9 protein-coding genes are annotated in these 12,524 nt (G+C 63.7%); all 9 read right to left on the minus strand.

Annotation, left to right across the window (positions count from 1 at the left end; genetic code table 11):
• Nucleotides 1-127 precede the first annotated feature (127 nt).
• Entirely contained in the window at nt 128-661 is a 534-nt protein-coding gene (locus Q0K43_RS07875) for a GNAT family N-acetyltransferase (RefSeq protein ID WP_297290005.1), read from the minus strand.
• A gap of 23 nt (nt 662-684) precedes the next feature.
• Nucleotides 685-1,977, minus strand: a complete 1,293-nt coding sequence (gene hflX / locus Q0K43_RS07880) for a GTPase HflX (protein ID WP_297290006.1) — start codon at nt 1,975-1,977, stop codon at nt 685-687.
• A 36-nt stretch (nt 1,978-2,013) separates the two neighbouring features.
• The gene (locus Q0K43_RS07885; RefSeq protein ID WP_297290007.1) at nt 2,014-2,517 is read right to left on the minus strand and encodes a flavin reductase family protein; all 504 of its coding nucleotides are present in this window, start codon (nt 2,515-2,517) and stop codon (nt 2,014-2,016) included.
• A gap of 120 nt (nt 2,518-2,637) precedes the next feature.
• The gene (gene rpmE / locus Q0K43_RS07890; RefSeq protein ID WP_007489589.1) at nt 2,638-2,844 is read right to left on the minus strand and encodes a 50S ribosomal protein L31; all 207 of its coding nucleotides are present in this window, start codon (nt 2,842-2,844) and stop codon (nt 2,638-2,640) included.
• Nucleotides 2,845-2,971: 127 nt separating this feature from the next.
• The gene (addA, locus tag Q0K43_RS07895) at nt 2,972-6,535 is read right to left on the minus strand and encodes a helicase-exonuclease AddAB subunit AddA (protein ID WP_297290008.1); all 3,564 of its coding nucleotides are present in this window, start codon (nt 6,533-6,535) and stop codon (nt 2,972-2,974) included.
• A gap of 44 nt (nt 6,536-6,579) precedes the next feature.
• Complete coding sequence (locus Q0K43_RS07900) at nt 6,580-8,016, minus strand: alanine/glycine:cation symporter family protein (RefSeq protein ID WP_297290009.1); 1,437 nt, start codon at nt 8,014-8,016, stop codon at nt 6,580-6,582.
• Nucleotides 8,017-8,119: 103 nt separating this feature from the next.
• Nucleotides 8,120-11,440: a PD-(D/E)XK nuclease family protein gene (locus Q0K43_RS07905; RefSeq protein WP_297290010.1), complete on the minus strand. Its 3,321-nt coding sequence runs from the start codon at nt 11,438-11,440 to the stop codon at nt 8,120-8,122.
• A 114-nt stretch (nt 11,441-11,554) separates the two neighbouring features.
• Nucleotides 11,555-11,812, minus strand: a complete 258-nt coding sequence (locus tag Q0K43_RS07910; RefSeq protein WP_297290011.1) for a hypothetical protein — start codon at nt 11,810-11,812, stop codon at nt 11,555-11,557.
• Nucleotides 11,813-11,815: 3 nt separating this feature from the next.
• On the minus strand, nt 11,816-12,524 hold a 709-nt coding region (locus tag Q0K43_RS07915; protein ID WP_297290012.1), incomplete at its 5' end, for an IMP dehydrogenase.

Consider the following 12,524-nt stretch of genomic DNA (forward strand, 5'->3'; position numbering starts at 1 on the left):
TTCTTCATGGCCTCGATGTAACCCCGGGCCTCCTCCTCGCTCTCCACCGGCCAGACATGGCCGATGAACCGGGAGCGTTTTTCCACAAACTCGGTCTCCGAGGGGGCGGTGGGGATGTAGTATTCCCTCATCGGACCTCCCACTCCCTTCTGGTGATGGCAAAGTAGTGGGCCAGCCGGGTCTCACTCAGCTGTTCCACCGGCTCCACCCGGCTGAGGCGATAGGTCATACCGCATTTCTGCATCACCCGCTTGGATTTGCGGTTGCCGTCATAGTAGGCGGCCCAGATGGCGGCATAGCCCAGATCTGCAAAGGCGTGGCGGAGGATGGCCTCCACCGCCTCAGGGATCAGGCCCTGACCCCAGCAGTCCCGGGCCAGGGAGTAGCCCACCTCCTCGCTGGGAGTACCCAGTTCAGTTCGGTGCTTGCCCACAAACCCGGCGGAGCCAATGAGCCGCCCGTCGGTCTTGCGGATCACCGCCAGGGTATCGGAGGGCAGGAAAATGTCCCGGATCACCCGCAGGCTCTCCGCCACGTCGGCATGGGGCTTCCATCCCGCCCAGGGGCCTACCTCCGGGTGGCTGGCGTAGGCATATAACCCTTCCGCGTCCTCCTCGGTAAAGGGACGCAGCAGCAGGCGTTCGGTCTCCAGTGGTTTCATGGTGTTGCCCTCCTTCATATGCCTTAGTCTTCCCAAAACTCCTTGGGGGGCGTCCAGCCGGACACGATATAGTCCTTTAACCGGCCCAGCTGGATGGGGGTACAGATGGCCTCCACCTCGATGGTCTCACCGTAGTCCACCCGCTCCACCTTGGCCTCCCGGTGGAGCATGTCCACCAATCCCCCTTTGTCGTAGGGGATGTGGAGTACCACCTTCTGCGCGCCGGTATCCAGCCGGTCGCCGATCATGTGCAGCAGCTGATCCAGCCCCTGGCCCGTCCTGGCGGAGATGGACACGATATCCTCCCCGTGGGGCAGAATCTCGCTGGGGCAGCGGTCAATCTTGTTGAACACGTCAATGCGGGGGGTGTGTTCCGCCCCCAGCTCGCAGATCAGCTTCTCCACCACTTCCGCCTGCTCCCGCCACTCCGGGTTGGAGGTGTCGATGACGTGGAGCAGCAGGTCGGCATAGGACAGCTCCTCCAAGGTGGCCTTGAAAGCCTCCACCAGATGGTGGGGCAGCTTGCGGATGAAGCCCACCGTGTCACTGAGCAGCACCGTGCAGGTATCGGAAATCTCCAGGGTGCGGGTGGTGGTATCCAGGGTGTCGAACAGCCGGTTGTTGGCGGGAATATCCGCCCCGGTCAGCTTGTTGAGCAGGGTGGACTTGCCGGCGTTGGTATAGCCCACGATGGCCACCACCGGCACCTCGTTCTTCTCCCGGCGGGATCGCTGGGTGGCCCGCACCCGGCGCACCTGCTCCAACTCCTCCCGCAGTTTCTGGATTTTTCTGCGGATGTGCCGCCGGTCGGTCTCCAGCTGGGTCTCACCAGGGCCGCGGGTGCCGATGGCGCCCTCCTGCCGCTCCAGATGGGTCCACATACCCAGCAGCCGGGGCAGCAGGTACTGGTACTGGGCCAGCTCCACCTGGAGGCGGCCCTCCTTGGTGCGGGCTCGCTGGGCGAAGATATCCAGGATCAGGGCTGCCCGGTCCAGCACCTGGACCTTCAGATCCTCCGACAGGGCCCGCTGCTGGGAGGGGGACAGGGGGTTGTCCACGATGACCATATCCGCCCCCATTGCGTCCACCAGTTCCTTCACCTCCGCCACCTTGCCCTCACCGATGAAGGTGCGGGGGTCGGGGGTATCCTTGTTCTGGAACACGGTGCCTACGCATATGCCCCCCGCCGTCTCCAGCAGGTCGGCCAGCTCCTCCATGGAGGAGTCGTCGGCATTTTCCGCCTCGGACAGGCAGTGGGCGTTGAGGCCCACCAGCACTGCCCGGTTGATGGCTTTTTTCTCTTGGTTTTCTGTCATTTGTCCTCCAACGGGCGCGCAATGCGCGCCCCTACGTTATACTTTCCGCAAGACCTCCAGGATCTCGCCGATGAAGATGCGGTGATAGTCCTTCTCAGGGTACCACTTGCCGTCGATCTCCCCATCCAGGAAGTGGGTGGGGTCCATATCCTGCCAGTAGGCCTTTTTACACACCAGCACCAGGTCGGCCTCCTCAAAGTAGGGGGCACCCTCTGCCGTGGCAACCGTAAAGCCGCACTCCTTCACCTTGTCCACATCCCGGCCGCTCTTGGAGCCGCACAGGGCCAGGGCCTTCCGGTATCCCTCCCCGAAGAAGCACAAGGTAAAGGTATCCTCCCGCTCCACAAACTCCAGGGTGTACCGCTGGGGTCGGATGTAAACGGTGGCCACCGGCTTGCCCCACAGCACACCCAGGCCGCCCCAGCTGGCGGTCATGGTGTTGCACTTCTCCTCTGTTCCGGCGGTAATGAGCATCCACTGATCCCCAATCAGGGAAAAGACGTTTTGATCCAACGCCTTGGGATCGATCTTTTCAAACATAGCAGGCACCTCCTGTTGTCTTTACTCTATATTATATGTGCCTTTCCGAAAAAAAGAAAGGTGTTGTATAAGTGAAAAAGGACCCGTACCGAAACCGGTACGGGTCCCTCACATACGAACTTACTTCTTGTCCAGGCCGAACTTCTTGTTGAAGCGGCTGACACGTCCGCCAGTATCCACCATCTTCTGCTTACCAGTAAAGAAGGGGTGACACTTGGAGCAGACTTCCACGCGAATGTCCTTCTTGGTAGATCCGGTTTCGATCACATTACCGCAAGCACACTTGATGGTGGTCTGTTCGTAGTTGGGATGGATGCCTTCCTTCATGTCGTGTTCACCTCTTTCTCGTTCTGGATGAAGCGGCGCAGCAAACCTCCACGCCTTATAAACGCTAGAATATGATAGCACAAAGGCTGGTGGATTGCAACCGTTTTTTTCAGAAATTTTCAAATTGCTACAGATCCACACCCCGATCCAGGGCAAAGAACCACAGCACCCGGCGCACCACCGGTTTCCCGGTGATCTCCTCCAGAGCCCGGCTGTAGGCCTCTAGCTGGGGACGGTAATGCTCCGCCCGCTCCGCCACGGTGCGCTGGGTCACCCGGTCGGTCTTGAAGTCCACCACCGTGATCCCCTCCAGGGTCTCATAGTAGCAGTCCACCACGCCCTGGAGCAGCACCTGCTCCCCCTCCCCAGCCTGGGGATCGTATTGGCAGGCGGGTACCAGAATGGAAAACTTGAATTCTCGGCGCAGAGAGACGGAGGACAGCAGCTGCTGCCCCAATTCCGACTGGAAGAAGGCGGCGATGGGAGTGGGGTCCACCGCCTCCCCCTGCTGGGGGGTGATGTACTGCTCCGCCATCAGGCGGGATATCTCCCCACGCACCCCCTCCACCGTCTCGGCCTTCTCAAAGTCAATGTATTGCAGCACCAGATGGAGGGCGGTACCCTGCTGGGCGGCGGTAAGGCCCAATTCCTCGGCGGCAAACCGGGGCCGTCCGAAGCTGAGAGGCCGGGCGGGCCGGGGGGCCTCCTCCGCCGTCTCCTCGTCCAGGTCGCGGCCCTTCAGCTGGGTGGCGGTGAGCTTGGAGGGGATGGCCGTCTCTCTGGCATAGGGATAGCTCCAGCGCAGCACCGCGGCCAGGGCCACCCCATCCTCCGTCTCCTCCACTCCCCGTTCCGGGGCTGTCCAACGATGGGGCGGCGTCTGGGCCAAAGGCGTGCCGTCCACGAACCGGATGTTCCACGCCGGGCCGAAGGGGGCGGCGGGAACCTCCACCTCCTGCTGTGCCGCCCGGCGGAGGGCTCCCGCCTCGGGGCGACACAGAGCGTGGAGCAGCACCCACTGGCCCACGCTCTGGCAGGCCAGCAGCACTTGTGGGTCCACCGGGTATCCGCTGTCCCCCGCCAGCTTCTCCAGATCCTTTCCGCCCCCGGTGAGGGCCACCGACAAAATCAGCTTCTCCTTGGCCCGGGTCATGGCCACATAGAGAAGGCGCAGCTCCTCCGCCATCATCTCCCGCTCCAACTGGCGGGCCACCGCCATCCGGGCCAGGGTGGGGTACTCGATGCCCCGCTCCACGTCCAGGCCCTTGGGGCCTACCCCCAGCTTGGGGTGGAAGAGGATGGGGCGGCTCATGTCCTCCCGGTTGAGTCGCCGGGCCAGCCCGCACAACAGCACCACCGGGAACTCCAGGCCCTTGGACTTGTGGATGCTCATAATGCGCACCCCGCCGCCGGTGCGGCCGGGGGTGGGGGGCGTCAGGGTATTTCCGTTGTCCCGCAAGCGGGTCAGGTAGGTAAGAAATCGGAACAGGCCCTTGTGGCCCGCCCCCTCGAACTGCCGGGCCAGCTCGGCCAGAGCCAGCAGGTTGCCCTGCCGGGCCTCCCCCTCCCCCATGGCGCCGAAGATGCCCAGTAGGTTGGTGCGGTCATAGATGTGCCACAGCAGTTGGTGGCAGCTCTCATCCCCCGACCCAAACCGCAGGTCGGCCAACTCGGCCAGGAAGGCCCGGCTGTCCGCGCCGTCGTCCGCTTCCAGGGCGGCGTAAAAGTCGGTATCCGGGCTGGCCGAGCGGATCTGGGCCAGCCGGTCGGCGGAGAAGCCGTACACCGGGGAGCGCAGCACCGAGATGAGGGGCACGTCCTGCCGGGGATTGTCCACGATCTGGAGCAGGGACAGGGCCACCGAGATCTCGGTGGAGGCGAAGAAGTCTCCTCCTCCCTCGGCCTCCCACAGGATGTCCCGCTCGGCCAGGGCTCGGGCATAGTGGCGCAGCACCGTGTTGGGAGAGCGGAGCAAAATTACAATATCGGCGGGCCGTACCGGGCGGGTACCCCCCTCTCCATCGGAGACGGGGAAGTTTTGGTCCAGTAGTTCCCGGATGCGGCGGGCGGCAAACCGGGCCTCCAGCAGATCCCGGCCCACCTGCTCCGTCCCCTCCTCCCCGTCGATGTCCCCGTCCAGGGCGTCCAGCTCCACACAGTAGTTGGAATCCGGCGGGAACGGAGCGCCAGGGTAGAGGGCCTGATCGTCGGCGTATTCCATCTCCCCAAAGGGCACCGACATAATGGCCCGGAACAGGTCGTTGCACCCCTCCAGCACCTCGGGCCGGGAGCGGAAGTTGCGGGACAGGATGACACGCCGCTCCTCCCCCTCCCCGGCCTCGGTATAAGGCTTGAAAGCACGGTACTTGCCCAGGAAGATGGTGGGGTCAGCCAGCCGGAAGCGGTAGATGGACTGCTTCACGTCCCCCACCATGAACAGATTGGTGCCGTCTTTGGACAGGGCGGAGAAAATGGCGTTCTGTACCTCATTGGTATCCTGGTACTCATCCACCATGATCTCGTCGTACCGGCTGCTCCACTGGCGGGCCAGCTCGGTGGGCTGGCCGTCCTCCCCCACCAGCAGGCGCACCGCCATGTGTTCCAGGTCGGAGAAATCCACCAGCCCGCGCCGGGCCTTCTCGGCGGCATAGGCCTCCTCAAAGTCCCGCACCAGGGCGAACAGCCCCCGCATGGCGGGGTACACCGTCCTGAGATCGGCCAGCAGGTCGTCCCCGCTGTCGGCAAACCAATCCTCCAGCTTCTCCAGCCGCTTTTTGCAGGCGTTGCGGATGGCCTTCACCCGCTCCACGGCGGCGGGATCGTCCACCATCTTCTTCCGGCCCACTGTGGGAAAGGGGATGGGCAACAGGGCACGAGCAGCGTCCCAGCCCTGGACCGCCGCTTTCTCAAACTGCCCCAGGGCCTGGGCGGTCTGGGCCACGCTGTCCCCGTAGTTAGCCAGCAGATTGGTATCCAGTTCACATAATGCTCCGGCTTCCTCCATCCGCCGCCGCCAGTAAGCCGCCTGCCCGGCGGCGTCGTTCAACAGCAGCCTCCCCCAAGGGGTCTGGGCCGGATCGGTGATCCCCTCCAGGGCAAAGGTGCGCTCCTGCTCCGCCAGCCAGGCGGCGGGGTTGGGGTGGGCCTGGACCCGGCCCCGGATGTCCAGCACAATCTGGACCAGCCGGGCGTCGTCCCGCCCGGCGGACATGGTGTCCACCAGCCGGGCAAAGTCTCCCTCAGGCTCCATCGACTCATACCGCCGGTCCAGCACGTCGTTGAGGGCGCGGAGCATGAGGATGCCCGCCTCCCCCTCGTCGCACAGCCGGAAGTCCGGGTCCAGATCCAGCAGATGTCCGCACTCCCGCAGCAGCTGGGCGCAAAAGGCGTGGATGGTGGAGATGCCCGCCTTGTACACCAGCGTTGCTTGTCGGCGCAGGTGGCTGTCGGCGGGCCGCAGGGCCAGCCGGTCGGACAGCTCCTCCACAATGCGGCCCCGCAGCTCGGCGGCGGCGGCCTTGGTGTAGGTGATGACCAGGAAGTGGTCAATGTCCGCCCCCTCCTCCACCCGGGCCAGCAGACGCTCCACCAGCACCCGGGTCTTGCCGGAGCCCGCCGCGGCGGAGACCAGAAGGCCGCCCCCCCGGTTGTCTACCGCCGCCTGTTGTTCTTCTGTCAGGGAAAAGGCCATCTGGTTCCCTCCTTTTTATTGGGTCGGATTTGGTTTACGGAATATCAGCTCTCCCACTTGCGGGCGTGGGCCTCGTCCCAGATCTGGGGGTCGCCTACGCCCACCTCCTCATAGCGGTATACCGGGTTCCTGCCCGCCTTCTTTTGGTTCACATAATCTTTCAGCACTTTCAGGGCCTTGCCCCCCAGCAGCAGGATGGCCACCAGGTTCACCAGAGCCATCAGGCCCATGAGTACGTCGGCCAGATCCCATACCATGGAAAAATTCATCTGGGCGCCGATGAAGATGGCCGCCACGCAGGTAAGCCGGAAGATGAGCAGTCCGACCTTGGAATCCTTGATGAATTTGAAGTTGGACTCGGTGTAGTAGTAGTTGCCCACCAGGGAGCTGAAGGCGAAGAGGAAGATGGAAATAGTGATAAAGATGGGGCCGAAGAAGCCCACCTGGGCGTGGACTGCCGCCTGGACAAAGTTCATACCCTCGCTGTAGGCGTCGATGGGCACCCCGGACAGCAGCAGCATAAGGGCGGTGGTGGAGCAGATCACGATGGTGTCAATGAACACGGACAGCATCTGCACCAGCCCCTGCTTCACCGGATGGGATACATCGGCGGCGGCGGCGGCGTTGGGGGCAGAGCCCATACCGGCCTCGTTGGAGTAGAGGCCCCGCTTGATGCCCTGCATGATGCAGGAGGCGCCGATGCCGGCGAACATGGCCTTGGGGTCGAAGGCCTGGGAGAAGATCAGGGAGATCATGTGAGGTACCTGGCCGATGTTCTTGATGGTAATAAAGAGACCCAGGGCAATATAGATGGCGGCCATCACGGGCACGATGCCGGAGGTAATGGCGCTGATGCGCTGCACGCCGCCAAAGATACACACACCGGTGAGGATGGCCAGTACCGCGCCCACCACCATAGGCCAGATGCTGTTGGAGTAGTCGGGCAGGTAATACTGGAGGGCGGAACCGGCGTTATAGGCCTGGAGGGCGTTGAAGCCGTAGGCAAAGCAGGCGATAAGCAGCACGGCGAACACCACGCCGAAGAAGCGGCTGCCCAGGGCCTTCTGGATATAGTAGGCCGGGCCGCCCACCCAGTTCTCCCCGTGCTTCTCCTTGTAGCACTGGGCCAGGGTACTCTCAATAAAGGCGGAGGCAGCGCCGATGAGGGCCAGCAGCCACATCCAGAACACCGCGCCGTAGCCGCCGATGAGGGTGGCGGCAATGATGGCGTTGGCCACACCGGCAATGTTGCCGGTACCCACCCGGGAGGCGGTGGAGATCATCAGGGCCTGGAAGGAGGAGATGTCCTTGCCGTCCTTCTTCTTCTCCCCCAGCACCCGGATGGCCTCGGGAAACAGGCGGAACTGCACCCCTTTGGTCCGAATGGTAAAGTAGAGCCCCGCGAAGATAAGCAGGGCGATGAGAATATAGGTGTAGAGGAAGTTGCTGGTGTTGCTCAAAAAGCTTCCAAAAAACGCCATAGAGTTGTAGTTCCTTTCTCTTATCTCTTAAGGAGATTTTGTGCTTGCTCGGTTGGATTTAAACGTCAGGCCTTCTATAGCCTGCCCCAAACAGGAGGCGATTTTACTCTTGCTCCACAGCCGCCCAGAAGTCCTCGCCCTTGACGGTAGGCAGCCACCGCTTTTTGTCGTTTCCCCTGCCCTCCTCAAAGTGGCAGGCGGCGGCGTAGTCACACCACTGGCAGGCATTTTGCTCCGGTCCCCGCCAGAAGGGGTCGGCGTTGATGTTGCCCGCCGCCAGCTCCTGGCCGATCTGCCGCAGGATGTGGTCGGTATGGCGGGCCAGCTTGCCCAGCCGTTGGGCGGACACCAGGGCCTCGCCGGTGATCTGCCCGCTCTTGTTTACCCGGACGGGCAGGAAGCGGATGGGGCCTTCCTCCGGGTCCTCCATTGCAGAGAGGACCTCCGGGTCGTCCAGCACCACGCCGCGGCGCCGCAGCTGGGCATCCACCTTCTTCTGGCGGTCCTGGTCGCTCATGGCCCGGCTGCCTGCCACCACCGCGTCCCGGGCAGGCAGGTATAGGACGCCAGCCCCTGTTATATCTTGATTGTAAAGGCCTTTTCCCTCACGTTCCAGCGTAAACAGGTAGAGCAGCATCTGAAGGCCCATTCCATGCCAAATATCTGTCAAGTCAAACGACTTGCGTCCCGTCTTGTAGTCTACGATCCGCAGGTATAGCCTGCCGTCGTGAACCCAGCCGTCCACCCGGTCCACAAAGCCGGAGATGCTGACGGTGATCCCGTCCACATTCAGCTCCACCGGGGGCAGATCCTTGCCGCTGCCGAAGCCCAGCTCAAAGGAGATGGGCTGGAACTGGGAGGCGCGCAGCTCCTGGGCCACGTTGTCCACCACGGCGTACACCGACTTGCGCAGGCGGCGGAAGAGGTACTGGAACCGGGCGTTCTCGCCCTCCAGTCCCCCCAGCTCTTCCTGCACATATTGCTCCACCACCTGATCGGTGAGGATACGCAGTTCCTCGGGCGGCACCTCTTTTACGCCTCCCCGCCCCTGGCAGGCCTTGAGGACGTGTTCCAGCACGAAGTGGATGAAGGTGCCGTATTCCGGGGCCTGGAACCCGGCGGTCCGCCGGGGCTCCGCCTTCAGTCCGTACTGCATGAAGTAGGAGAAGTGGCAGGCCTTGTACTTGTCCATCCGGGAGGCCGACATGGGTACCCGCTTCCCGTAGAGGACATCCACCGCCGGGCGGGACAGGGCGCCCCGTTCCAGAGAGGCGGCCCGGTTCATCCGCTCCACCAGGGGGGCGTAGTCCGGCAGCACAGCCAGAGCTGCCGCCGCCTGGGGGAACCGTCCTGCCAGTTCCAGGGCAGGTCGTGGAGCCGCCAGACGGAAGGAACCGTCCAGACGTCCCTCCTCCACCTGCCGCAGGCGGGGAAGCAGTCCCTTCATACGGGGGATGAGGAAGGCGGGGCGGTGTTCCTCGCCTCCGGTTCCGGCGGCGGACCAGCTGACGTAAAACTGCTCCCGGGGCAGGGCGCAGGTCTCATAGACGATGGTCATCTCCCGGTACAGCTTGTCCCCCGTCCGCGGGGCAGGTTCCAGGCCGTAGGAAGCCAGCAGGCTGCGGTCGTCGTCGCTGAGCAGCCCCGGCGAAGGGGACACCGCCGGGATGGCCCCGTCGTCCGCCCCCAGCAGGAACACCGCCCGATAACCCTTGTGGGCCAATCGGGGCATCTCCCCGGCGTTCACCCGGTCCAGGGACACCGGGATGGAACCTACGTCGTACTGAGAGAGTACCAGGGAAAAGAGTTTGGAAAACTCCTCCAGCTTCATTGGGGTATCCCCTAAAATCTGGGCGCACTGCTCCAGGCCGCCGCACAGGATGTCCCACAGCTGGGCGTACTCCTCCGCCAGGGCGGCCTGATCCCGCTGCCGCAGCTCCTCCGTCCGTTGAGCCAGCCGCTCCGGCACTCCCAAAGTTTCCAAAAAGCGGTATAGGGCTATGGCCTGACCCAGCCCCGTCTTGTCCGGCTGCTTCCGCAGCTCCTCCAGAGGGGCGGTCACCTGCCGCCGCAGGGCGTTGAGCCGCTCCAGCAGAGCGGTGTCCTCCTGGGTGAACTTGCGGCCGTAGCCCTTGGGGTGGTTGCTCCAGTCCTTTTTCCCCGTCCAGGCGCTCCCCTCCAGCCCCCAGGTGAGGGCATAGTTTTCCAGCAGATCCACGTCCTCCTGGCCCAGGCCGGTGAGGCCGGTTTTGAGGCAGCGGAAGAGGTCGTCGTACCGATATCCCCCCGCCACCGTATCCAGGGCGGCGGTGATAAGGGTGAGGATGGGCTTTTCCAAAATGTCGCTCATGCGGCTGAGAAACACCGGCACCCCATAGCGGGCAAACACCGTCTCGATGGTGGGGCCGTACCCCTCCAGGCTGCGGGCGCACACGGCGATGTCCCGGAAACGGTAGCCCTCTTCCCGCACCAGGCGCAAAATCTCCGCCGCCGTCCACTCTACTTCGGAGTAGGGGGTGTTGGCGGTAAAGAGGGTAACGCCCTCCCCGCCGTCCTCCAGCGGCGTCGGCCGGGGTGCAAACAATTCCTGTTCCAGGTAGGCCAGAGAGGGAGAACGGCCGGTTTTGTCCTCCGTCAGCACCTCGGTCCGGGCGGGTATTCCCCGCTCCCTGGCCAACCGCAGCAGCTGCCGGGCGGTGCGCCGGGCGGGGGAAAAAATACCCGCGCCCTCCTGATCCTCCTCCAGCTTGTCGCAGGTAAGGGCCACCGTCACCGACGCGCCCTGAGCCAGCAGGGCGGAAATCACCTGCCGCTCCTGGGGCGTGAAGTCGGTAAATGCGTCAACATAAAATGCCCTGCCCTGCGCCCATTGGGTCTGGGTCAAAGCCTGGGCCAGCCGGGTCAGTCTGTCCCGTGGATCGGCCCACCGCCGGGCGGTCATGGCCTCGTAGGCTCCATAGATGAGGGAGAGATCGCTCAGCTTGTCCCCCTCGCCGCCGCCGGTCTCCTGTCCCGCCGACCACAGCTGCTCCGGGGTGATGCAGCAGCTTTTCAGTTCGTCCACCGTGGCCAGCAGGCTGTTGAGGAAGGCGGGCTTCCGTGAGGGCCGCTGATACACCTTGAGCTGGTCGGCCACCGACTTGAGGGCGGCATACAACAGCAAAAGCCGGCCCCCCTGATCCAGGGTGGGGGCGGCCAGCCCGCCGCAGGCGGAGAACACCCGGTTTGCCAGCCGGGTGAAGGAGAGTACCTCAGCGTGGAGGGAGACGCTGTTGCCGCCCACCTGGCACAGGGCCCGCTCCATGTCGTGGGAGTGCTGCTCGGGCACAATGAGGATCTGGCTGGAGCCGCCGTGGGCAGCCATCGTCTCCAGCATGATCCTGGTCTTGCCGGTACCCGACCGGCCCAACAGCAAGTGCAGCATGGTCATCCCTCCTTCCTGGTCAATGGTAAAATTATAGCATATATGCCGTCCTGACACAATGCGCCCGACGTAAAAGGGGACTGCCGCAAAGGCGGCAGTCCCCTTTATGGTACTTTACCGGACGCCGTAGGTCTCCCACAGCGCCAGGGTGTTCTGATTCATGAGTTTTTCTCCAAACAGCTCCCGGAATTGCGCCGTCTTTTGCTTTCCCTGGGCCTTTAACGCCTCCATTTTGGCGCCGATCTCGCCTTGACGGGCCATCAGGCGCTCATAGGCATTCTCGAAAGCAGCCAGTCGGGCGGCAGCCGCTTGGTTTTGCTCCGGCGGGATGATCCAGGCGCCGGAGTCGTCCTGTTTCGTGATGCGCTCCATACCTTACTGGGGATTGACCGTGTAGTTGGGCGCTTCCTTGGTGATATAGATATCGTGGGGGTGGGACTCCTTCAGACCGGCGGCGGTGATCTGCATGAACTGGGCCTTGGTGTGCAGCTCCTCCACATTGTGGCAGCCGGTGTAGCCCATACCGGCCCGCAGGCCGCCCATCAGCTGATAGATGGTGTCGCCGGTCAGGCCCTTGTAAGGCACACGGCCCTCCACGCCCTCGGGTACCAGCTTCTTGTTGTTCTGCTGGAAGTAGCGGTCCTTGGACCCGCAGGACATGGCGCCCAGGGAGCCCATGCCCCGGTAGACCTTGAACTGACGGCCCTGATAGACCTCGGTGTCCCCGGGGGATTCCTCACAGCCGGCCAGCAGGGAACCCAGCATGACCACGTTGGCGCCGGCGGCCAGAGCCTTTGCGATGTCGCCGGAATACTTCACGCCGCCGTCGGCGATGATGGGAATGTCGTACTCGGCGGCCACACGGGCGGCGTCATAGACGGCGGTAATCTGAGGCACACCGATACCGGCTACCACGCGGGTGGTACAGATGGAGCCGGGGCCGATGCCGATCTTCACGCAGTCGGCCCCCGCCTCGATGAGATCGCGGGTGCCCTCGGCGGTGGCCACGTTGCCGGCAATCAGCTGCACGTCGGGGTACAGGGCCTTCACCCGGCGCACGCAGTCCAGGATGTTGTGGGAGTGT

Origin of the sequence: uncultured Flavonifractor sp. (assembly GCF_944383115.1) — a bacterium.
GTDB lineage: Bacteria > Bacillota > Clostridia > Oscillospirales > Oscillospiraceae > Flavonifractor.

What these genes read in the sequence shown, in the direction of transcription:
- Q0K43_RS07885 (WP_297290007.1), bottom strand. Translation starts at nt 2,517, where the DNA reads ATGTTTGAAAAGATCGATCCCAAGGCGTTGGATCAAAACGTCTTTTCC.
- addA (WP_297290008.1), bottom strand. Translation starts at nt 6,535, where the DNA reads ATGGCCTTTTCCCTGACAGAAGAACAACAGGCGGCGGTAGACAACCGG.
- Q0K43_RS07910 (WP_297290011.1), bottom strand. Translation starts at nt 11,812, where the DNA reads ATGGAGCGCATCACGAAACAGGACGACTCCGGCGCCTGGATCATCCCG.
- Q0K43_RS07875 (WP_297290005.1), bottom strand. Translation starts at nt 661, where the DNA reads ATGAAACCACTGGAGACCGAACGCCTGCTGCTGCGTCCCTTTACCGAG.
- hflX (WP_297290006.1), bottom strand. Translation starts at nt 1,977, where the DNA reads ATGACAGAAAACCAAGAGAAAAAAGCCATCAACCGGGCAGTGCTGGTG.
- Q0K43_RS07900 (WP_297290009.1), bottom strand. Translation starts at nt 8,016, where the DNA reads ATGGCGTTTTTTGGAAGCTTTTTGAGCAACACCAGCAACTTCCTCTAC.
- rpmE (WP_007489589.1), bottom strand. Translation starts at nt 2,844, where the DNA reads ATGAAGGAAGGCATCCATCCCAACTACGAACAGACCACCATCAAGTGT.
- Q0K43_RS07905 (WP_297290010.1), bottom strand. Translation starts at nt 11,440, where the DNA reads ATGCTGCACTTGCTGTTGGGCCGGTCGGGTACCGGCAAGACCAGGATC.